The sequence below is a fragment of the Gracilibacillus timonensis genome (assembly GCF_900086715.1).
Lineage (GTDB): Bacteria > Bacillota > Bacilli > Bacillales > Amphibacillaceae > Gracilibacillus > Gracilibacillus timonensis.
Genome location: NZ_FLKH01000012.1, coordinates 545,785 through 568,412, shown reverse-complemented (window position 1 = coordinate 568,412; position 22,628 = coordinate 545,785). Strand labels below are relative to the sequence as shown.

Annotated in this window: 24 protein-coding genes, 1 other RNA gene and 1 pseudogene; 8 read left to right on the top strand and 18 right to left on the bottom strand. The window is 38.4% G+C overall.

Features of this window, described 5'->3' with window-relative positions; genetic code table 11:
- Positions 1-120: 120 nt before the first annotated feature.
- The 5 genes from BN6556_RS22310 to BN6556_RS13745 form a co-directional block, all read right to left on the bottom strand.
- On the bottom strand, positions 121-261 hold the full coding sequence (locus BN6556_RS22310; RefSeq protein ID WP_162840599.1) for a hypothetical protein: 141 nt from the start codon (positions 259-261) through the stop codon (positions 121-123).
- 212 nt (positions 262-473) lie between these two features.
- Entirely contained in the window at positions 474-803 is a 330-nt protein-coding gene (locus BN6556_RS13760; RefSeq protein WP_066192493.1) for a thioredoxin family protein, read from the bottom strand.
- A gap of 15 nt (positions 804-818) precedes the next feature.
- Positions 819-1,172, bottom strand: coding sequence for a toprim domain-containing protein (locus tag BN6556_RS13755; RefSeq protein WP_235817572.1), 354 nt, complete (start codon positions 1,170-1,172; stop codon positions 819-821).
- A 141-nt stretch (positions 1,173-1,313) separates the two neighbouring features.
- On the bottom strand, positions 1,314-1,697 hold the full coding sequence (gene gcvH / locus BN6556_RS13750) for a glycine cleavage system protein GcvH (protein ID WP_066192491.1): 384 nt from the start codon (positions 1,695-1,697) through the stop codon (positions 1,314-1,316).
- 18 nt (positions 1,698-1,715) lie between these two features.
- On the bottom strand, positions 1,716-2,072 hold the full coding sequence (locus BN6556_RS13745; RefSeq protein ID WP_066192489.1) for an arsenate reductase family protein: 357 nt from the start codon (positions 2,070-2,072) through the stop codon (positions 1,716-1,718).
- A gap of 488 nt (positions 2,073-2,560) precedes the next feature.
- Between BN6556_RS13745 and BN6556_RS13740 the strand changes: the two genes are divergently transcribed.
- Entirely contained in the window at positions 2,561-2,968 is a 408-nt protein-coding gene (locus BN6556_RS13740) for a Fur family transcriptional regulator (protein ID WP_066192487.1), read from the top strand.
- A gap of 138 nt (positions 2,969-3,106) precedes the next feature.
- Here BN6556_RS13740 and BN6556_RS13735 read toward each other — a convergent pair whose 3' ends face one another.
- Positions 3,107-4,264: an acyl-CoA dehydrogenase family protein gene (locus tag BN6556_RS13735; RefSeq protein WP_066192485.1), complete on the bottom strand. Its 1,158-nt coding sequence runs from the start codon at positions 4,262-4,264 to the stop codon at positions 3,107-3,109.
- A 180-nt stretch (positions 4,265-4,444) separates the two neighbouring features.
- Here BN6556_RS13735 and BN6556_RS13730 point away from each other — a divergent pair, with 180 nt between their 5' ends.
- Entirely contained in the window at positions 4,445-5,086 is a 642-nt protein-coding gene (locus tag BN6556_RS13730) for a YczE/YyaS/YitT family protein (protein ID WP_130859730.1), read from the top strand.
- A 116-nt stretch (positions 5,087-5,202) separates the two neighbouring features.
- Here the strand turns inward: BN6556_RS13730 and BN6556_RS13725 are convergent, their stop codons facing one another.
- Together BN6556_RS13725 and BN6556_RS13720 are read right to left on the bottom strand one after the other, a co-directional pair.
- Positions 5,203-5,673: a chemotaxis protein CheW gene (locus BN6556_RS13725; RefSeq protein WP_066192481.1), complete on the bottom strand. Its 471-nt coding sequence runs from the start codon at positions 5,671-5,673 to the stop codon at positions 5,203-5,205.
- Between the two features lie 6 nt (positions 5,674-5,679).
- Entirely contained in the window at positions 5,680-6,159 is a 480-nt protein-coding gene (locus tag BN6556_RS13720; protein WP_066192480.1) for a chemotaxis protein CheX, read from the bottom strand.
- 567 nt (positions 6,160-6,726) lie between these two features.
- Here BN6556_RS13720 and pabB point away from each other — a divergent pair.
- Both pabB and BN6556_RS13710 read left to right on the top strand, forming a co-directional pair.
- A complete protein-coding gene (pabB, locus tag BN6556_RS13715) occupies positions 6,727-8,463 on the top strand; it encodes an aminodeoxychorismate synthase component I (protein ID WP_066192476.1) in 1,737 nt (578 codons plus the stop codon).
- 48 nt (positions 8,464-8,511) lie between these two features.
- Positions 8,512-8,940: a BrxA/BrxB family bacilliredoxin gene (locus tag BN6556_RS13710; RefSeq protein WP_066192473.1), complete on the top strand. Its 429-nt coding sequence runs from the start codon at positions 8,512-8,514 to the stop codon at positions 8,938-8,940.
- A 292-nt stretch (positions 8,941-9,232) separates the two neighbouring features.
- Here BN6556_RS13710 and BN6556_RS13705 read toward each other — a convergent pair whose 3' ends face one another.
- The 5 genes from BN6556_RS13705 to map all read right to left on the bottom strand — a co-directional run bounded on the left by BN6556_RS13705 (position 9,233) and on the right by map (position 13,120).
- The gene (locus BN6556_RS13705) at positions 9,233-10,570 is read right to left on the bottom strand and encodes a C40 family peptidase (protein ID WP_066192471.1); all 1,338 of its coding nucleotides are present in this window, start codon (positions 10,568-10,570) and stop codon (positions 9,233-9,235) included.
- A gap of 625 nt (positions 10,571-11,195) precedes the next feature.
- Complete coding sequence (locus tag BN6556_RS13700; protein ID WP_066192469.1) at positions 11,196-11,612, bottom strand: hypothetical protein; 417 nt, start codon at positions 11,610-11,612, stop codon at positions 11,196-11,198.
- 9 nt (positions 11,613-11,621) lie between these two features.
- Positions 11,622-11,786, bottom strand: a complete 165-nt coding sequence (locus tag BN6556_RS22155) for a hypothetical protein (protein ID WP_161485711.1) — start codon at positions 11,784-11,786, stop codon at positions 11,622-11,624.
- 4 nt (positions 11,787-11,790) lie between these two features.
- Entirely contained in the window at positions 11,791-12,312 is a 522-nt protein-coding gene (locus BN6556_RS13695; RefSeq protein ID WP_066192468.1) for a hypothetical protein, read from the bottom strand.
- A 64-nt stretch (positions 12,313-12,376) separates the two neighbouring features.
- On the bottom strand, positions 12,377-13,120 hold the full coding sequence (gene map / locus BN6556_RS13690) for a type I methionyl aminopeptidase (protein ID WP_066192466.1): 744 nt from the start codon (positions 13,118-13,120) through the stop codon (positions 12,377-12,379).
- A gap of 273 nt (positions 13,121-13,393) precedes the next feature.
- Between map and BN6556_RS13685 the strand changes: the two are divergent.
- Positions 13,394-13,930 (top strand): annotated as a pseudogene (locus BN6556_RS13685) (transposase); the annotation flags it as partial.
- A gap of 801 nt (positions 13,931-14,731) precedes the next feature.
- Here BN6556_RS13685 and ssrA read toward each other — a convergent pair.
- The 5 genes from ssrA to secG form a co-directional block, all read right to left on the bottom strand.
- Positions 14,732-15,097, bottom strand: a transfer-messenger RNA (tmRNA) gene (gene ssrA / locus BN6556_RS13675).
- Positions 15,098-15,216: 119 nt separating this feature from the next.
- Positions 15,217-15,681, bottom strand: a complete 465-nt coding sequence (smpB, locus tag BN6556_RS13670) for an SsrA-binding protein SmpB (RefSeq protein ID WP_066192462.1) — start codon at positions 15,679-15,681, stop codon at positions 15,217-15,219.
- A gap of 108 nt (positions 15,682-15,789) precedes the next feature.
- Positions 15,790-18,072: a ribonuclease R gene (gene rnr / locus BN6556_RS13665; protein WP_066192460.1), complete on the bottom strand. Its 2,283-nt coding sequence runs from the start codon at positions 18,070-18,072 to the stop codon at positions 15,790-15,792.
- 38 nt (positions 18,073-18,110) lie between these two features.
- Positions 18,111-18,851 (bottom strand): alpha/beta hydrolase, encoded by a 741-nt coding sequence (locus BN6556_RS13660; RefSeq protein WP_066192458.1) that lies wholly within the window; start codon positions 18,849-18,851, stop codon positions 18,111-18,113.
- Positions 18,852-19,045: 194 nt separating this feature from the next.
- Positions 19,046-19,276: a preprotein translocase subunit SecG gene (gene secG / locus BN6556_RS13655; RefSeq protein WP_066192456.1), complete on the bottom strand. Its 231-nt coding sequence runs from the start codon at positions 19,274-19,276 to the stop codon at positions 19,046-19,048.
- Between the two features lie 139 nt (positions 19,277-19,415).
- Here secG and BN6556_RS13650 point away from each other — a divergent pair, with 139 nt between their 5' ends.
- The 3 genes from BN6556_RS13650 to ptsP all read left to right on the top strand — a co-directional run bounded on the left by BN6556_RS13650 (position 19,416) and on the right by ptsP (position 22,465).
- Positions 19,416-20,348 carry an alpha/beta hydrolase gene (locus BN6556_RS13650; RefSeq protein ID WP_078060101.1) on the top strand — a complete coding sequence of 311 codons (933 nt, stop codon included), beginning with the start codon at positions 19,416-19,418 and terminating at the stop codon, positions 20,346-20,348.
- A gap of 124 nt (positions 20,349-20,472) precedes the next feature.
- Positions 20,473-20,742 (top strand): phosphocarrier protein HPr, encoded by a 270-nt coding sequence (locus BN6556_RS13645; protein WP_066192454.1) that lies wholly within the window; start codon positions 20,473-20,475, stop codon positions 20,740-20,742.
- 7 nt (positions 20,743-20,749) lie between these two features.
- Positions 20,750-22,465, top strand: a complete 1,716-nt coding sequence (ptsP, locus tag BN6556_RS13640; protein WP_066192453.1) for a phosphoenolpyruvate--protein phosphotransferase — start codon at positions 20,750-20,752, stop codon at positions 22,463-22,465.
- Positions 22,466-22,628: the final 163 nt, after the last annotated feature.

The window sequence follows — 22,628 nt, the reverse complement described above, 5'->3', positions numbered from 1 at the left end:
TGGGAGCTGTTAGATTGAAATCAAGTGGGATATAGCTTATTAGGGCATATTACTATTTTATCATGTTAAAAAGCAGCTATCCCCATTTATGAGATAACTGCTTATTTCATGTCTATGCTTTTATCTGTGAACTAAATGTTCTACATCCTTAATAACATCTTTTCCTTGCTTATAGCTTTCTTCACGCTCTTTTTCCACTGCTAAACGTTGATCCAATTTACGGCAATACTCTGCATAACCTACGCCATGAGTTTGCTGCATAGCTTTCTCCATGTCTGGCGTATAATTAAGATTTACCTGTTGGTCATTAATAATAAATCAATCCTTTCTTATTTCTACAATGAACATTGTAACATCTTCTAACAACATAGCAAAACCGATTCAGTCTAGATTTGAAGCTACTGAGGCCAACTGAAGCTTAAATAGCGTGGTCAGAATAGCAATCATTTAAAATCCTTCTTTTTTGCGGTTGTTTAAAAGGAAATGCTCTGTTTTTGCCGCCATCTTTCTAATACATGAAACATATTCGTTACCGATTCAAAAGCATATATTTGTTCGACAACCACACCTTCTTGCAGCAACAGCAATGCAGGCACGCTAGAAATCTGTTGTTGTTCCATAAAATCAGGAAAAAAAGAGGCATTCAGCCGATAAAAACATTCTTCCTGCTCTGCTTCTTCCAATATATAAAGCATTCTTTCAGCCAGCTGACAAGTAGCACAAAAAGGTGTATGCACAAAAACCATGGCGATTTGACCAGCTTGCAGCTCCTGTTCCATTACTTGCTCGGTTACTTCCTTCAAAAACATCACCTTCAATCATGATAAGTACATTGGGTTAATCTGTATATGTGCTGCTAATAAGGCAACAGATAGTTCTGGCTCTGGAGTTGCCGCAACCTCTCGATACGATTTATCCACATAAATATGCACTGCATGCGGCAATTCTTTGGTTAATTGTTTCCTGAGCTTTTTACCTGCCGCATCCTCGTCCACCAAAATATACACGTCTCGTTCATCCATTTCAAATGATTCGATCAGATCTTCCAGACGCTCGACATTGATCGTGCCATTGGTACAGACAATGTCCACTTCCTCATTCACGATTCTTGCTACTTTTTCCTTGTCGGTTCTTCCTTCTACAATAATTAATTTATTCTCCATTAATGACAACCGGCTCACCCACTTCATCCAAGGTACATTTCACGAAAGGTCGTTAATGTATTCTATGGAACAGATCCCATGCATTATGACCGAACGAAGCAAAGGAAAATATAAAGATAGCACTCGCTCAAGCGAATGCCATTATCTTTATTATGCCTCATGTATTAAATTATCATATTCATCCGCAGACAATAATGTTTCCAGTTCTTTTTCATCTTCTACTTCTACTATGATCATCCATGCTTGATCATATGGAGACTCATTAATTAATTCAGGATTGTCATCCAAATGATCGTTAACCGCTACGACTTTACCTGTCACAGGGGCATAAATCTCCGAAACAGTTTTTACCGATTCTGCACTGCCAAAAGGTTCACCGGCTTTTACCTCATCTCCTGTCTCGGGAAGTTCAATAAATACAATGTCTCCTAATTCGGCTTGTGCATGATCTGTCACGCCAATCTTCACCTGATTGCCGTCTCTTTCTATCCATTCATGCTCTTTCGAATATAATAAATTATCTGGTATACTCATTGGTACATCCTCCTTCTACTATTCCCAGGTTTCGGCATATTCCGTTTGTTTAAAACCAACCGTAGCTTGTTTCTCCCCAATGGTTAGCGGGCGTTTAATCAACATACCATCTGAGGCTAATTGAGCAAGTATTTCGTCTTCTTGCATATCCTTTACTTTATCTTTCAGACCAAGTTCACGATACTTTTTACCGCTCGTATTAAATAATTTCCTTGCCTCCAGCCCACTCTTGGATACTACCTCTTTCAGTTTCGCTTCACTGGGCGGCTGTTCTACTATATGTATCGCTTCATACGAAATATCATGTTCATCCAGCCATTTCTTTGCTTTTTGACAAGTACCACACTTTGGATACCAATAAAATTGTAGAGTCATTCTAATCCTCCTTTAAAAACAACCTATTGATCATATTTTAACCAAAAGCAGGAATAAAAACAAATAATCTAAATAAGTTGAATGAAATAATTTCTCATGGATCGGATAGGTGCTCTTGGTTCATTTACGCAGTAAGATGAGATAACCATTCACATAAATAGATCAAACGAGGTATTATCAGGAAATTAAGTTCCACTTATATAAATGTTTTTACGATAAGGATAAGATTGGTATTCTCGTCGAAACGACAACCTTTATTGATGAAACATTGCAGACTATTTTACAAATCGTAATGATTACAATACAATAAATATAGAAGAGGAATGCTCATCGAAACTCGATTTGTGCAAAGGAATTTAAATAAATGCTGATTTATGCGATAATATATAGAGTGACTATCGTTCGATGGAGGAGCGATTGTCATCGTGTTATCTAATCTCGAAACTACGTAATGGCTAGCAGTGCATATAAATGGGGGTGAATATAGGATGGACACACAAGAAGCATTAACCACCTTAAAGGAAAAAGGTTATAAATTCACTGATAAACGGAAGCATATCATTGACTTTTTTGCTAAAGAGAACCGCTATCGAACCGCAAAAGATCTATTGGAAAATATGGAACCTCATTATAAAGGGATTAGCTTTGATACTATTTATCGTAACCTTCATTTATTTGTGGATTTAGGGATTCTTGAAGCAACGGAGTTAAGTGGTGAAAAACATTTCCGACTCAAATGTGGACAAGAACATCACCATCATTTCATCTGTAAAAAATGCGGAATAACCAAAGAAATCCGTTTTTGCCCAATGGAGCAAATCACCCAAGAGTTGCAGCAATTCGATATCGCCGATCACAAGTTTGAAATATACGGATACTGTCCTGCTTGTCAATAATAAAATAATCAAACATATTTAAAAAGGTCAACAGCTTCTGCGGTTGGCTTTTTTATAGGAAGGTATTACTGGAAGCAGCTTCCCATTTTACACTGTCTAAGTCTCCAGATTGTATCCATCAACCTGGAGACCGTCGTTTTAGGACAGGGCATTTTTGGCCAATAAAGAGATCACCATATCGTCCATCGGCGGATTGTGTAAGCCTGCCCGCACATCTCGATAGTATTGTTCAAAAGGTAGCTGTTTGGATAGTCCTCTACCACCAACAATACGCATTGCCAAGTCCACTACATCGTTTGCATGGTTGGTTGCCGTCCATTTTACAGCGCCCAATGCATTCATTAACTCCCCGCGACGATCCGGGTATTTATCCCATTTCTCGGCTACACTGTACATAAAATGGCGAGCCTGTAATAATTTCAAGTCCATTTCACCAATTTTTTGCTGAATATGTTCTACTTCTGCAATGGGTTTGTTTAAACTATTTGGTTGAAAGCTTTTTGCAAATTCGATCGCATCATTACGTGCTGCGATCGCGATACCCAAATAACATGCTGGAATATGTAATAACCAGCCATTTGGTTTTGGTTTGCTAGGTTTGTCATTTAATTCCACAACGTGAGCCTTCGATACCCGTACATGATCAAAGACCAGGTCATCGCTACCGGTTCCTCTCATGCCAAGCGTATCCCAAGTTTTGTCCACGCTAATGCCCGCTAAGTCGCTAGGGACTAGAATCGCTCCTACTGCCTCTTTATCCTCAACATAAGCACTAATAATGTAATAATCCAATACTTCCGCCATACTTGCAAAGCTTTTTCTCCCGCTGATGATGTAATCTTCTCCATCAGGAATGGCTCTCGTTTCTGGCATTCCGCCTCTTGTCGGACTTCCTGTTGCAGGCTCCGTATTGCAGCGATTGATCAGCTTCTGGTTATCTCCAATTTCTTTTGCCAAATAGTCCAGGTCAATTTGCTCCCATTGATTTTCTTCAAAAATCTGCTTAATACCACTTAAGTGCCATCCTACCGAAAGGGCAGTTGCCCCATCTCCTTCTGCTAGCTTCTCTTGCAACAATAAAAATTCATACAGTGATATATCGTCTCCATGATAGGCTGCTGGTAAGGTCAATGATAAATAATGACTCTTCTTTAAATCTGTCAAATTTTCACGTGGTAACGTAGCCGTTTGATCGCCTTGTTTTCTACGTTGTCTTACCTTATCTGCTAATTCGGCCGCTCGCTTATATAATAGCTCTTGACGTTCTGTTTGAATAAACTGATTAGAAAAATGCATGATCCTACCTCCTTCGTATTCCTTTCTCATAAATTAATGATAGCTAAAATCATGAATTATTACCACTAATTCACTTGGAAATGGAGAGTAGTTACATCGAAAATCAATACATAGCCAAAAGAAGGATAGTTTGGTATAGTCATATAGGAGTGAAATTCAGAAATTATTGAGGGGATGCTTATGCAACAATGGAGTAAAAACTTTGCCACCTATTTATTGGGCCTAATCATTTTAACACTTGGTATTTCCCTTACGATTCAATCCCAGTTAGGGGCTTCCCCATTCGACGCTTTATTAGTGGGATTATATCGAACGTTCGGACTATCTATCGGAAGTTGGGAAATTGTTGTCGGTTTCACGATTGTCGTAGCTAATGCCATTGCTGTCAAGCAAAGACCGGAATTGACTGCCCTTTTAACCTCTTTCATTACAGGTATTGGGATCGATACATGGCTTGTCATTCAACGACCATGGTTAGAAATGTCTCAATTATTCGGACAATCGCTGGTATTAATACTCGGTATCGTCTTATCAGGAATAGGTATTGCTATTTATCTTGAATCTAGTTTTGCTCCAAACCCAATGGACCGATCAATGGTGATATTAACCGATAAAACAAATTGGTCGCTTGGCAGATCCAGGGCCATTATTAGTGTGGTCCTTGTTATCATCGCCTTGTTCTTTCATGGGGATGTTGGGGTAGGTACTTTGCTTAACGCCTTAACCAGCGGCATCGTGATTCAATTCGCTAGGCCTTATGTTCAAATGATACAAAAGAAACTACAAACTGCTTCTGCTTCCGTTCGTTATGATACCAAGTGATGAGCTTGTCTCCCTGAACAAACGAGACAACCATAATAGTTGAGATTTCATAACAAAAACGAAGATCTGCTGATAACAGTTCTTCGTTTGAATGTTTCCTCTGGAGATTTACTTCTCTAGTCCTCTACAACTTGCTGTACTTCATCTGCTTCCTGGACAGTTAATACTTGATCAAGATCCAGCAGTAATATCATACCTCGATCTTCTATTTTGGCCACACCTTTTAAATAGCGGTAATCAATATGTTGAACCAACTCAGGTGCCTCATCAATTCTTTCTGTATCAATATCCAACACATCGGTCGCCTCGTCCACAATAAAGCCAACCTGCACATCTCTTACATTAGCAATTAATATTCTTGTCTGATCATCTGTTTCCGTTTGCTCTAACCCTAGTCTTGTTCGCAAATCAATAATAGGAGTTACACTACCACGCAAATTAATAATACCTTTAATAAATTCGGAGGTTTGCGGAATGGGAACAATTTCTTCTAAACGCTCAATCGATCTGATTTGTGCGATACTAGCGCCAAATTCTTGCTGATCTAGTTTAAAAATAATCGTTTTCGTTACGATGTCTTGTACCATTTTCTATCACCTGCCTGTTTCATCATTTAATAAGATCGACATCTTCATATTACCAATATCCTCGTATTGAATCATTACCTCTAACGCGCGCTTGAAACCAGATAATTGTGTCACCCCATTCATGATGGTAGGATGTGTAATATCCGTTTCAATGCCTGCATTTGCTAAGTGGGTAGACAATCCTCCCGCCAGCATATTGCCTAGCTCGCCTGAGAAGGAGTCCAGCATTTCATCTGGAAGCGACATACCATACAGTAACCCCCCAATTTCACGAAAAACAGAAGGATCTGCTTGAATGACCAAATCTCCTTTGAAATTGCCATTATATCCGATTAGCACGCCATACTTTACCTCAATTGACTTAGTAGTTAATTGAGGCGCTGCAAAATGCTGCTCTGTCTTTATTATATTTTGAATCGTCTTCACCGATCCATTGTAAAGTTCTTTAATTATCATATTAGCTGACAAGCCTATAACAGCTGACATATAATACCCCCTTATTATAACACATTTCATTTTTAGCCATAAAGACTTATGAAAGAAACTGGATACATTAAACAACCCCTCATTACTTTCCCTTTCATTAAGTGAAGCTTTATTCAACAGGGATCTCTTCCTAACTGAATATTTGATCATTTAATTGGCCTTTATCATTTATCCTTAATGACTATTTTGCCCTATGTTTATTTTACTATATTAAGCCCAAATAAAAAAGGAGCTATTTCAAATATTTTTTAATATATAAGTTGAGTTAAATAAATTTTGATTGATCTGATAGGTGCCTTTGATCCGTTTACGCGGTATGAATTACCATGCACACGAATGGATCAAACAAGGTATTATCAGGAAATAATGCAAGCAAAGACTTACTTGTAACACGTTTTTGTTACATTTATAAGTTCAACTTATATAACTTCTGTTTGAAGTACTTCTTTCCTATCGTAACCCATAATCTAATATCATGGTAACAGTCAATTTTACACAACTATCGTATAACCGACCAACATACGCTATAATAAGCAGTAGGATAAGACAGCAAAAGGAGGAACGATTTTGTCAGATATCTTGTTACAATTTGATTTTGAGAAACAAACCTATCAGTTCCAGCATCCAGCAAAAATTTGGAAAACATATAAGATAGACGAGATCGAAGAACTGATTCACCAGCTAGAGAAGGCTGTTGATCAAGGTTACTATATAGCTGGTTATCTCGCTTATGAAGCGGCCCCTGCCTTTGATGCAAACTATGCTGTATCTCCAAATGCTTCTATCCCACTATTATGGTTTGCTGCTTTTGATCAGCCTATCGTGGGAGATACAGCAGATAAGGAGACAGGCTATTCCCTGACAGATTGGAATAGTGCCACAAATTACTCCACCTACCGTGAACATATTAATAAAATTAAAGAAGCGATCGCTGCTGGTAATAGCTATCAAGTAAACTATACAACTCGGTTGCATGCTGATTTCACTGGTAATCCATACTGTCTCTATCAACAGCTGCGGGACAATCAAGCTGCTTCCTATTGCGCTTTTTTAGATTTGGAGGAGTTTCAAATTTTATCGGCGTCCCCGGAATTATTTTTTCGTGTAGAGAGTGGGATAATCACTACCAAACCGATGAAAGGAACGAGAAAGCGAGGGAATACATCGCAAGAGGATGAACTGCTTAAACAAGAACTTTTGCAATCGGAAAAAGATCGAGCAGAGAATCGAATGATCGTCGATTTGCTTCGTAATGACGTTGGCCGAATTGCTAAGGTTGGCAGTGTTAAGGTGAATAAACTATTTGACGTAGAAACCTATCCGACCGTACACCAAATGACTTCTACTATCACAGCGACTTTAGCTACGAATCGCATGTTTGATTGGTTTAAAGCTTTGTTTCCATGTGGTTCCATTACTGGTGCGCCAAAGATAGAAACAATGAAACTAATAGAGAAATTAGAAACAGAACCTAGGAATATCTATTGTGGTGCTATCGGCTTTATTACACCAGAGCGTAAAGCCATTTTTAATGTTCCTATTCGCACGGTTTTAATAGACAGACAACAAGCTACATATGGCACGGGCAGTGGCATCACCTGGGATTCGAATATCGATGAAGAGTATGATGAACTCTATCAAAAAACTAAGGTGCTGCAACCTTATACGAATTATGCGTTAATTGAAACGATGAGACTAGATAATGGAAGTTACCCATTACTTCCTTATCATCTAGCACGTTTAAAACAATCCTGTACCTATTTTGCCTATCGATTTAATCGTGAAGAGATTCAGGACAAGTTAACACAGTTAGCGCAACAGTATCCAAACGGCCAGTATAAGGTAAGACTTATACATCAGCATCAGACCAACCTTTCCATAACAGAACTACCAGCTAGTGATCGACAACAATTAGCTGTAATTGCACCTTACGCGATTAACCCAGACGATCGTTACCTCTATCATAAAACAACCAATCGAGGATTATATGAAACGGTCGATCGTGAAAAACCAGAAAAGACCTTTACTTCGTTATTATGGAATACAAAAGAACAAGCGACTGAATTCACTACAGGTAATCTCGTAGTCGAAAAAGAGGGCCGCTATTATACACCTCCTGTAACCGATGGATTATTGCCCGGCACCCTGCGTGAAAAGCTTATCGATCAAGATCTTTTGATAGAAAAGAGCATTGCCTTACAAGAACTAGCTGATTATGAAAAAATATGGTTTATTAACGGATTAAGAGGTTGGATAGAGATAGAGTTAACAGATGAACAAACAAAACAGTCGCCATCGATATAAAAAGTTTGTTACTATATAAAGAAGGTATTATATAGAGGAGGTTTGTAGATGAATGCATACGAAGAATATATGAGAGAAATTACGCAAGGTATGAGAGATGAACTGACGACGGCTGGTTTTAACGAACTAAACACGCCTGAAGCAGTAGAACAGTTTATGGATAGCAACCAAGGTACGGCACTAGTTGTCGTTAACTCTGTATGTGGTTGTGCAGCTGGTCTGGCTCGTCCGGCAGCCGTACGGTCATTAGCACATAATAAAAAACCAGAACAACTGGTCACCGTTTTTGCGGGACAAGATCGTGAAGCAACCAACAAAATGCGTGAATATTTTGAAGGTGTGGAACCATCTTCCCCTTCCATGGCCATTATCAAAGATGGAGAATTACAACACTTTATCCCTCGCGAGCAGATTGAAGGGGCTGAAGTAGAAGATATTATCCAGCAATTAACGAATAGCTATGATCAATTTTGCTAAAGACAAGGAAGGCTTCTTATCGTAAAAGATAAGGGGTCTTTTTTATGATGGTTAAAGAAACACAAATCGAGCGTATCATTGCAATTAATGATTAGTTTTTATTTTATAAGGTTTATTTTAATACGAATAGGGTAAAAAAGAATAGGAGGAAGTTTAGGTAAACAGCTGCAGTATTATTCATCATGGTCGTTTGGCTTATTGGTGATTACACAAAAGTGGACGAGGTATCTAACCACGCCCACTTTGTAAATATTCTATTTCGATCTATAATCTAGTTAATAAAGATTTAAAATTAGTTAGCTACACGACGTACATGTCCGCTAAATTTCTGTGCCCAATAGCCGCTTCCCATGTCAGCAATTGCTACACCAGATGAGCTTTGAGATCCAATGAATTTGTTATTTCCTAAGTAAATACCGACATGACCATTGGTTTTATAAGTATTGAAGAATACTAGATCCCCTGGTTGCATATCGCTTGGAGAAACCTTTGAACCAACGGATGATTGGCCAGCTGTACTTGCTGGCAAGTTAATTCCACCTTGTTTAAATGCCCAGCTTACAAAACCAGAACAGTCAAAACGTCCATTAGCAATATCATAACTGCTTCTTCCGCCGCCAAATACATATACTGAGTTTCCAATATATTTCTTACCAGCGTTCATGATTGTTTGGATACCACCACCACTAGGAGCTGGGGCAGACGCTGTTTTTACCTCGGGTTTCTTGTCCTTGGATGAACTAGACTCTTCACTAGCTTGACTATCAGAGTTACTAGAATTATCTGATGATTCCTCACTGCTTTCATTGGATTCATTAGAAGATTCTTCATTTTCAGCGTTAGCTGCTGCTTGTTCTTCCGCCAAACGTTGACGCTCTGCTTCTGCTTCTTCCGCTTCTTTCAAGGCTTGTTCTTTATTAGCCAATACTTGGTCTTCGATGTGTAAGTCCGCTAAAATATCACTATTTTCTTCTTCTTTTTGCGCCCATTCTACTTTTAATTCTTCATTTTCGTCTTTTTGTGCAACGATTTGCTCTTGCATCTCTTCGTACTCTGCCTTCGAATCTTCTAAATCTGCTAGTTTTTCATCAAGTTCTTTTTTATTTTCTTCAACGGCAATCTTATCTGCTTCTTGTTTTTCAAGTAATTCTTTGTCTGCATTGGTAATCTTATTAACTTTAGATACTCGATCAATCATATCAATGAAATTATCTGCACCTAAAACCACTTCTAAATAACCTTTAGATCCACCATTTTCCTGTAATGAGGAAATACGTTCTTTGAGGATTTCATTGCGTTGTTCCATGTCTTCCTCGATTTCTGCAATTTCTGCTTCTAAGTCGCTAATTTCCTGTTCTGCTTTTTCGATTTGATTTTTGGTTTTGTCAATTTCTTTCTCATTGTCTTCAATTGCTTCATCTAGACGTAGTATTTTTTCGTTTAATTCTACTAATTCCGTTTTAATCTCTTCAATCTCTTGTTCCTTTTCGCCAATATCCGCTTGTACTTCTGATCGTTGGGATTGAACTTCTTCTTTTGTCTCCGCACTAACGGAGGAGGCAAATAACAAACTAGATACTACTGAAAGAGCAATGACCGAATTCTTTACCGTTACTTTACATTCTCGCATTAACAATTCCCCTACTTTCAATCTTTTTTTTATTCTATGTATAATCCCTTGTCCTCAAAGGACTTCTTGTTGTATTTCTTTTGAACCAGACTCAGTGTAACATACACAGATTTCAATCATGTTATATGCATATTACATTTTTATTTCAAAATCGAGAATTTATTTATCGGCTTTTGTCAAGAAAAAAATGAAAAACTTAGTGTTTACCGTCGCTTTGCCGTTTATCTTGATTTCAAAAGGATTTTCATGGTAATTTTACGCAGCTATGCAAATTGTAAAGAAAAAAATATTTTTTGTACTTATCAAGTAAAATAGTACTGCGTCTATAGCTGTTGTTTTTATTTGCTAGAATAAACGTAGTTTTAAGTAACAAAAACGTGTAACAAGCAAGTCCTTGCTCGCATTATTTCCCTGATAATACTTCGTTTGATCCATTCGTGTAAATGGGTCAAGAGCACCTATCCGATGCATAAGACATGATTTCATTCCACTTATCGGTATCGCGGTTCATTCCATGTCCATATCATTTCAAGTCCTATTATGCCAAGAATTATATTATTTCTTTACTTAAAAAATAAACGAGAGCAACTACCAAGATGCTCTCGCTCCCTTTATTATCTTTAAATTACCAATTAGCACAGCTTCTAACCTGGTACGACTGTTTTTTATCCCATTTATCTACTGTTTTTTGGTATATTTCATTTCCAAGATTCAAACGATCAAAATCATTAAACAGCTCATAGTATTCCGTTACCCTTTTTCTAATATCCTCCTCCGTTTCTAACGTCACATGACTACAAGTAGATAGTGTATAGGAGCTATCTGTATCCGAAATGAGCGACGGTATTCGTTGAAAAAGTATACTTAGCTCTCTAAAAGCCGTTCTCATCGAACTGAGATGATGATATTCATCTTCTGTTAAAGCTTGATTCTTCCTAAAACTTATTCGTTCAGAAATGACTTGTAAGGATTTTTCTATTGCCACTTGTCTCTCCATCCAATAATTCACAGAAAAATCAACGTAATGATCATCTTCTACCATGTATGCTAGCTAATCCACAGACTCTCTAAATTGATCCCCTATACTTGCTTCTAGTTCGTTCGCATATGCTTTATCTTCCTTCATTTCTGAAACATACAACCAGCTGAGTGTCGCAACCACTAGCAAGAGTAATCCTGTAGTAGTTATAACGTATTTATTTTTGAAAATTCTCATAACTTCACTCCAGTACTTGATAACTTTGTGTAAAGTAGCTTTCTACTTCTCCCACTTTTTTTGTATAAAAACGAAAAGCGTCTCTTCCGTAAATATCAAATTGAAAGTTGTATTCAAGTTTTCTTTCGCCTGGAACTCGTTCAAAGCCTTCATCAGTAGGTATTTGTAGATCGTAGCCTAAATATATTAGATCACCAGGTTCTTTGAAAAATACACCTTCTAATGAATAACTGTAATAGCGGATTGCTTTATTCCAAATTGCTTCTTGACCAGAAATACTGTCTGGATAAGGAACAATATTACTTGTTTCTTTCTCCTCCTTAAAATCTATAACATCGATCATTTTCGGAATATAATGATACTTGCCAAAATCAAGTAAACCAATAAGCGATTTTACATTCACAGTTATGTCAAAGCCTTTATATTGAGCAGTTTTCTCTACTCTTGAAATGATTTCCGAATCACCAGTCATAATCCCACTGCTTACCTTAGGATTTTTTATTCTATAATAGGCAATATCATTCACCTTATCTAGCCTATTATCCTCAACTACATAGTTAAAAGCACTCCAATTACGGCATTAGTACTTTTTACAAAGTAATAATAATCGGTCCTTCTTTAGTGAGAATAACCGTATGCTCGTATTGAGCCACAAAGCTTTTATCGGTTAAGCAGGTCCATCCATCTTCAGATTGGAAAACTTCCTCTTCCAGAGTAGAAATCATAGGTTCAAAGGCAATGACCATCCCATCTTTTAAAATCTCATCATCCCATCGGGTAAAGTAATTGAAAATATGTGTTGGTTCTTCATGAATCGAACGGCCAATACCATGTCCAGTAAGATTTTTTATGACTGTTAAGCCATTCTGTTTCGCTACATGGTGTACAGCTTTTCCGATCGCGCTTTTATTCGAACCTGGCTTTGCCTTTTTTAGTCCAGCATCGAATGCTTCTTTCGCAACATCACATATTTTCTGTAAAGTCGCCTCTCCTTCTCCTACCACAAAGGAAATTCCAGTATCTGCAAAATACCCGTTTTTTGAACCTGAAACATCAATATTTACTAGATCCCCTTCTTGAATAGTCCTTTTTCTCTTTGGAACCCCATGTGCTACTTCTTTATTTATGCTAATGCACGTATATCCAGGAAAGTTATATTCTCCTTTGGGGGCAGATTGAGCTCCTGCTTTTTCAAACAGCTCTCCTGCTATTTCATCGAGTTCTTTTGTAGTAATCCCAGGTTTTGTACAATGGACTAATTCATCTCGAATGGCCCCACAGATTTCACCAATTACTTTCAATCCATTAACATCCTCTTTATTTTTTGCGACCATTCATATCCCTCTTTTTTAACTATTTTATGATTTATATTTCATTTGGTTTTTAACATAGGCACAATAGCCATTTCATGTTAATTATCACATATCACACTGTGTTCAAAATAGAATCGACTGATTTCAACCTTGCGAAAGCGAAGTATTTAGTTATACCTGAATTATTCACGTAAGTTCTTTCATACGTTGAAAACACCTATATATCAAACGATATAGCCCCACCCTGTATTCATCAAATAAATGAAAAAAGAATCTATTTCTGATAAGGTTAAAGTACCACCAAAACCAAACAAAACGGAAACTTACTACGAAGAAACCGTGTATCAAGCGACTTTATGGACCAAGCCCAGAAAAGTGATCATCCAGTCCATTCGTCCAGCTAGGGAATTGTTCTTCACGCATGCTTTCTTTGTCACGAATCTAACCAATGTCTTCTCCTCTAAAACGATCGTACGCTCTTACCAAAAAAGAGGAACGATGGAAAACTACATTAAGGAATCTAAAAATGGGGTCCATCTGGATCGCATGAGCAGCTATCATTTTGCCTGTAATGAAGTGCGGATGATGCTTAGTCTGTTGGCGTACAACCTGACGAATTGGCTGCGTACATTTTGTTTTCCCAAAGAGCAAAAAAACATGCAGCTCCAAATGATCCGAACGAGAATTATTAAGGTTGCCAGTAAGTTGGTAAGATCTGGACGCTCGTTTTATGTTAAATTAGCTTCCAGTTTTGTATATGCCACCTTTTTCTGGGATTTTTTACAGCGCATTCAGCGATTACAGATAGAGAGTGAGTCTCTATCAACGTAAGCGGCCTCCATTTTTATAACAACTTCGTCCGACCAAGGGAGTCGTATGTCTAAAAAACGGATGGACTTAGTCCATCCTTACTCGTCTATTTTTTCCTTACTTTAAGAAAATCGATCAAATGTCAGTTTTATTTATCTATTTGTCTATTGATATGAATAATTCAGGTTATAACATGTTAATTATTTTCAGTATATTTTTCCCTTAAGTTATCAACTGAACAGTGAAAAATTCTCATTAACACTAACAAGAATGCATGAAAAGGAACACAGACGTCCTTGTATCACTATTGCTTCTACCGATTTTGAGTTGTTAGAATATATCCAAACCGTTACGAGCGGCCACATCTATAATAAAAAGAATTATAAACCAGATAAATTTAAAGATTCTTATATACTTAGTATTAAAATCAAAAAAGATGTTTTCTATATATTGAAAGAAGTCCTTCCTTATCTTAGAATAACTAAAAAGAGAAAACGTGCAGAATGGGTTTTAAAACAATATGAAGAAGTAACTGTAAGAAATGGAAAATACACAAAGGAAAAGTTATGAAAGAAAATGGAGTTCGAAACACATTTTTTTGAATTATAAAGAATTTATCACTCATTAAACCTCTACTTTTATCTAGATTAGGTTCAACTGTTAAATCTTAAATTCCATTTACTCAACTGTTCCACACATAAAACCTCTTACTATCATTGTGTAAATCCGATCTTACCTTATCATTATTTTAACTGAATAAAACCTTCGACAAAATTATCATAAAGGTTCTTTTCGTTCACAAAAAAACCACCAATTATGTATTGGTGGAGACGGTGGGAGTCGAACCCACGTCCAAGGATATCGGCACTCAGGCTTCTACACGCATAGTTGGTATACTAGCGCTTCGCTGGTCGTTCTGCCTACCAACAGGCGTCCGGGCAGCTAGCCTGATTGGTCTCTTCTGTAAATCCCCAGGCGGAGGATCACAGCGTAGCCCACTGATAAGTGAGACCCTTCAATCTACCACATGGGCGATGGTAGGAAGGATCCTTTAGGCAGTGCTTATGCAGCTGCTGCTAAAGAGTAATTGTTTTCTTTGCCAGTTATTATTGGCATAACGTTTTACGAGTCGTAACCTCGACGCGCCACCTGAGTTCGATCTACCCCTGTCGAATCCGTAACGTCCCCATATAAATAGGAAGGACAAACGGAAAAGCATATTAGCTTATCTATTCAATTTGTCAGTAATGTCTCTAACGACAATATTTATTATATCATAAAATCATAAAAAATCAAGTGCTCGAGAATTACTTGAGGTGATCTTTAATCGCCCGATCCATGTCGCGCTTAGCTTGTTTTTGTTTCATGTCTTCCCGCTTATCGTATTTCTTCTTCCCTTTACCAACTCCTATGAGTACCTTAGCCACACCGTTCTTAATGTAAACCTTTAATGGTACAAGGGAATAACCTGCCCGCTGTGTTTCGCCGATCAGATGATCAATTTGCTTGCGATGCAGCAGCAGCTTCCGCGCCCGAGTTGGTTCATGGTTATAACGATTCCCTTGTTCATATGGAGAAATATGCATATTATTAAGATATGCCTCGCCTTGCCGTATCGTAGCAAAACTATCTTTTAAATTAACCCTGCCCGCTCGAATTGATTTTATCTCAGTCCCCTGTAAAACAATGCCTGCCTCAAAGGTATCCTCTATAAAAAAATCATGACTCGCCTTTTTATTTTGTGCAATTGCTCTTCCTTGATTCTTTGCCATTCCGCGTTCCCCCAGTTCTAAGTAAAGCTATTATAACAAAAAGGACTGCCGCTTTCCAGATTAACGACGAAGGGAATTACTGCACTTAAAGCAGCAATTCCCTAATGATCAGCCGCGCTTTTTCTTTTTTGGTCCTTTTTTCTTTTTGTGATGTGACTTTTGTGCTTTTTTGGCTGTCTTTTTCAGCCCTTCTTTCTTTTTCTTATCATTGGATGGCTTTTCTTTGTTGATCTGCACCGGTTTTGCTTTTCTAGGCTTCATACCGACCATTTCAAAATCTACGGCTCGTTCCTCTAAATTGACCTGTGCTACCTTAATCGTTACGGTATCACCAACCTGAAAGACATTCCCTGTTCTTTCACCAATCATGGCATAGGCCTTTTCATCAAAATGATAATAGTCATCGGTTAGATAGCTGACATGAACTAAGCCTTCTACCGTATTAGGCAGTTCTACAAATAAGCCAAAGTTGGTAACCGAGCTGATCACACCTTCATACTCTTCGCCGATTTTATCCTGCATATATTCTGCTTTCTTCAGATCATCGACTTCCCGTTCGGCATCTACGGCCGCTCGCTCTTTTTGCGAAGCATGTTTAGCAATATCAGGCATGCGGTCTTTCCAATATTGTCTCGTTTTTGGGTCGAGTTTTCCTTCTATTAAATAGGTCCGAATCAAGCGATGGACAATCAAATCGGGATATCTACGAATTGGCGAAGTAAAGTGAGTGTAAAATTCGGTTGCCAGACCAAAATGACCAATGCTTTGCGGATCATATTTTGCCTGTTTCATCGATCGGAGCATTAATTTCGAAATAATCATGTCCTCATCGGTTCCTTCCACTTGATCCAGCACTTGCTGCAAGGCCTGTGGATGAATCTCATTGGATGTTCCTTTGACAATATAACCGAATCTTCCAATAAATTCAAAAAACGTCTGCAGCTTCTGTGGTTCTGGATCCTCGTGTACACGATGGATAAAAGGTACGTCCATCCAATGAAAATGTTCAGCGATCGTTTCATTGGCGCATAACATAAACTCTTCGATTAAACGCTCGCCGACAGATCGTTCCCGAATGACGACATCTTCTGCTTTCCCTTTTTCATCGACAACGACTTGGGCTTCTTTAAAGTCAAAATCAATCGCACCTCGTCCAAAACGTTTACGACGTAGTACTTCTGCTAACTCTTCCATTTCTTGAAACATCGGCACTAATGACTGATATTCTTCGATCGTTGCTTGATTTTGTTCCGCTAAGATTTGGTTCACAGCCTTGTAGGTCATTCGTTCCGTTGTACGGATGACAGCTTGAAAAATCTCGTGATTCACAACCGAACCTTTGTCATCAATTTCCATGTCACAGCCTAGCACTAAGCGATCCACTTGAGGATTTAAGGAACAAATACCATTAGATAAGCGATGGGGGATCATAGGAATGACTCGATCCACCAAATAAACACTGGTTCCTCTATCCAATGCTTCACGGTCTATTGGAGAGTCTTCCTTGACATAATGCGTAACATCGGCAATGTAAACTCCCAACTTGTAATGACCGTTATCTAACTTGGTAACAGTGACAGCATCATCCAAGTCCTTGGCGTCTGCACCGTCAATCGTTACGATCGTTTGATCACGTAAGTCGCGTCGACCTTTTAGTTCTTCTGGTTTTATTTCCGCAGAAGTATTTTCAGCCTGCTCTAATACCTCTTCAGGAAATTCCACCCCGATACCATTCTTATAAATAATCGACATAATATCCATACCTGGATCATTTTTGTGTCCAAGGATATCGACGATTCTGCCTTCTGCACTCATGCGTCCTTCCGGGTATTTGGTTATCTCTACAATCACCTTGTGCCCTTCAATTGCACCCTTTGCTTCTCCTTTTGGTACAAAGATATCGTTTGGTATCCGCTTATCATCTGCAATCACAAAACCAAAGGCTCCATTATCCTCATAAGTACCGATAATTTTATTACTATATCGCTCGATAATACGAACGACTACACCTTCTGATCGTTTGCCATCTTCATTACTTCGATCGACACGGACAAATACCTTATCCCCATTCATGGCAGATAATAAATCGGCTTGATTGATATATACATCATCCATATCCTCATTCTCAGGCAGTAAAAAGGCAAAACCTTTAGCATGCATTTGAATCGTACCTTTGATTAAGTTCATTTTCTCTGGTAAACCATACCGATTCTTGCGTGTCCTTACTAAATCACCTGAATCCTCTAGCTGATTTAGCGCCTTGACTAACTCTGTAAATTGCTCACTCTCTTCTATTCCCAAGATTTCTTCTAATTCATGAATAGATAAAGGCTTTTCGGCATTTTCTTGAAAGTAATCTTGTATTTCTTGCTGTAATGTTTGGTTTGTCATTATCTTGTTCACCTCTTTCTTTTTTTTCCTATTTATCATCACCAATCAAGCGATTCTAAAAAAGTTGCAATATCTTCATGTAATTGATCTTTCACTTTACTGAAGGTAATCACATGACCGGCATTTTCATACCATTTTATTTCTTTTTTATCGGTCTCTACATTTTCATATATATACTTAGCGCTGTCTGTGTTAATCATTTCATCTTGTTTGGCCTGGATCACAAACGTAGGGGCATATAGCATGTCTACATTTTCTTTGACGTTGGCAATGGAGGAGGCAATCTGTTGGAATAGTCCTGAAGCTTTTGATAGAAGCTGTTCTATCTCCTCGTTTATCGTCTCTTCATCCTTATCCTCTAGTTCTTTATATTCCTTTGCAAATTGCCGAAAACCAATGGTCAATTGTTCTTCATTATCAAAAAACATTGGTGTACACATCGTCACGACCCCAGTAACTGGGTAATTACAAGCGAGATGTAAGGCCAGCACACCACCAAGTGACAATCCTGCGATCGCAATTTTTTGGTAGCCACTATCTTGTAGATACTGATAGGCTTCTTGTACATCTTGCCACCATTGATCCGCCGTTACCTCGGTTAACGCTTCTGGAGACTTACCATGACCACGATAGATTGGCGCATAACATGTATATCCCTTCTCATTTAAAAACCTGCCCAGCATACGCACATCAGCGGAGTGTCCGGTAAACCCATGTAATAGTAATACCGCATGTTCTCCTCCTTTAAACATAAATGGTTCAGGTTGTTTTCTTTGCATGATTATTTTCCCCTTTCTGTACTTCCCCATTATAAGCTATTTCCTGTTTAGTAAAAATTAAACCTCACAGATATGGGAAAAGGCCACTAATGCTTATTTATCAATAAGCGATATCCCTCATTACATGTTACAAACAATGAAAAAACATCCCCTGCATATGGCAAAGGATGTCTACGATGCTATGATGTCTATATTTATATAAGATAGGCAATCGCAAAAGTCAAAACAAAGAATAGTGTTCCTGTAATAATCGTCCCTCTATGGAGCACGGCATCCAGCCCTCTTGCCTTTTGCTTACCAAATAACTGTTCGGCACCTCCGGAAATGGCCCCCGATAATCCGGCGCTCTTTCCTGATTGAAGTAATACCATGACAATTAAAGCAATCGCATCAATAATTAATAAAGTCATTGCAACGGTCAACAAGTTGCAAACCCCCCTTAAACGTACAAATACACAATTACAATGTAGCAAACATCCCGTAAAATAGCAAGATTTTTTTACGGGATTCACTTTTTGGGATACAATAAAGATAGTACAAAAGCTTATCAATAAAGGGGGATATATGATGGAAAAGGAGGAGTGGATCGAGACAAGCGATCAGCAACGATTATATTTGAAAGGCTGGTTAACGGAAGAGAAACCAACAGCCATTATTCAAATAGTTCACGGGATGGCAGAACATATCGAACGTTATCATCGATTTGCGGCGTTTTTTAATCGTTGTGGAATTGCTGTTTATGGTCATGACCAACGCGGGCACGGCCGAACACGGAAAGACGAACAACCCTATGGCTTTTTTGCCGATAATGATGGTTTTCGCAAGGTCGTCGATGATTGTAAAGAGGTAACCCGATATATTAAACAACTTCATCCTCACCATCCGCCTGTTTTTCTGTTAGGACATAGCATGGGTTCTTTTGTCGCCCGAAATTATATCACTGAAACGTCGGAACAAATCGCTGGTGCAATTTTTGTTGGCACTGGTTCGCAGGGGAACTTCCTCTTGAAAACAGGGAAACAATTAGCGAAAATAATCAGTACATATAAAGGCAAACAAGCTAAAGGAACTTTGCTGCATCAGATTAGCTTCTCTGGTTATAATAAACATACAGAAAAACGAACAATGAATGATTGGTTATCGACAGACCCTCAAGTAGTTGACCAATATGAATCTGATCCATTTTGCGGTTTTATTCCAACGAATCAATTTTTTTATGACTTATATAATGGGATGGAAAGAATGCAATCACGACAAATCGGTCAGCATATCCGTAAAGATTTACCGCTCCTGTTTATTAGTGGTAAACAAGACCCTGTCGGCCAATATGGAAAAGGGGTGCTAAACGCCGTATCCTTTTATCAAAGTCTCGGCATAGCTGAAATAACGTGTTTATTATATGATGATGGCAGGCATGAAATATTAAATGAGCAGAATCAATATACTGTTTTTCATGAGCTTTTCGACTGGATTAATAGGCAAAAGGCTTGTCAATAGACCTGACAATCTTTATAATAAGCATGTTACCTTGATATTTTGCTTGAAATTACACCATGATCAAGGGTAAAATTAGGTTGTAGAGTTAACTTCAATTCAAATAATACTTAGGAGGTTTTTTACTATGGCAGTAGAAAGAACAGTAACAATTACAGATGAAACAGGTGTACACGCACGTCCAGCAACTGTACTCGTAAACAAAGCAGGTAGCTTCTCTTCTGATATGAACTTAGAGTACAACGGAAAATCAATTAACTTAAAATCTATTATGGGTGTTATGTCTCTTGGTATCCCACAAGGTGCGGAAATCAAAATTGTAGCGGATGGTTCTGACGAAGAAGAAGCAATCAACGCAATTATTGATGTCATTAAATCCGAAGGTCTAGGAGAGTAAAGCTGTAATGGCACCACTTACTGGTATAGCTGCATCCAATGGAATAGCAATTGCGAAAGCATATAAGCTTGCTATTCCTGACCTATCTTTTGACAAAAAACAGATCGATAATCCCACCCAAGAGATAGAACGATTTAACAACGCATTGGAGATCTCTAAGTCAGAGCTAGAAAAAATCAAAGAAAATGCTCGTGTTTCCCTTGGAGATGAGCATGCTGAGATTTTTTCTGCTCACCTATTAGTTCTTGGTGATCCAGAATTGATTCAACCTATACAAGATAAGATTCAGAGTGACAACGTAAATGCGGAAACTGCTTTAAATGAAACAGCACAAACGTTTATTCAAATGTTTGAAAGCATGGACAATGAATACATGAGAGAGCGTGCTGCGGACATTAAGGATGTAACAAAGCGTGTCATGGCTCATCTATTAAAGGTGACTTTTCCAGATCCAGCACTTATCGATGAAGAGGTTATTGTAATTGCTGAAGATTTAACACCTTCTGATACGGCCCAGTTGAACAAACAGTTTGTGCAAGGTTTTACTACTAATATCGGCGGCCGCACCTCCCACTCTGCCATTATGGCACGTTCATTGGAGATTCCTGCTGTTGTGGGAACGAAAGATGTAACGAACCAAGCAGACGAGGGCGATATAGTCATAGTGGACGGTATTAATGGAGAAGTGATCATTAACCCAGATGAGGAACAAATCGCTGTCTACAAGCAAAAACAGTCCGAATTCGAGGAACAAAAGCGTGAATGGGCAAAGCTCAAGGATGAACCTACTGTATCGAAAGATGGTAGTCACGTTGAACTAGTTGCCAACATTGGTACACCAGAGGATGTTGCCGGTGTAATAAACAATGGTGGTGAAGGTGTCGGTTTATACCGGACCGAATTTTTATATATGGGTAAAAATCAGCTCCCAACAGAGGATGAGCAGTTTGAAGCTTATAAATCTGTCCTAGAGCAAATGAAACAAGGACCGGTAGTTGTGCGTACGCTGGATATCGGTGGAGATAAAGAGCTATCGTACCTAAAATTACCAGAAGAAATGAATCCATTCTTGGGTTATCGAGCTATCCGCCTCTGTTTGGATCGCGATGATATTTTCCGTACTCAACTACGTGCATTACTGCGCGCCAGTGTCTATGGAAATTTAAAAATTATGTTCCCAATGATTGCAACACTTGATGAATTTCGTCAGGCCAAGGCTATCTTACTTGAAGAAAAAGACAAGTTAACCGAAGAGGGTATCGATGTTTCAGATGATATCGAGATTGGTATCATGGTGGAAATTCCGTCAACAGCGGTTATTGCTCGACAATTCGCCAAAGAAGTCGATTTCTTTAGTATCGGAACCAATGATTTGATTCAATACACATTGGCAGCCGATCGCATGAATGAGCGGGTTAGCTACTTGTATCAACCATATCACCCGGCTATCTTGAATCTCGTTCATAACGTGATTGAGGCGGCCCATGCAGAAGGTAAATGGGCTGGTATGTGTGGAGAAATGGCTGGCGATTCCATCGCTATCCCTATTCTCTTAGGTTTGGGTCTCGATGAATTTAGTATGAGTGCAACTTCTATCTTACCTGCTCGTACACAAATTAAAGACTTATCCAAACAGGAGCTTGCCTCCTTTAAGGATCAACTACTTAGTATGAGTACCGCAGATGAAGTAGAAGCATTCGTCCGTGAAAAAACAAATCAATAATTGCAAAAAACTAGGTCATCTGATGGCCTGGTTTTTTTGTGATGAAAAAACTGAAGAGAGAGCGTGAAATTGGTTCTTATAGACAACATTCTATGATTTGCCGATTTTTTGTCCGTTAGATGCATTCTTACGGACAAAACTTTATGATTCGCTGCTTTTTTGT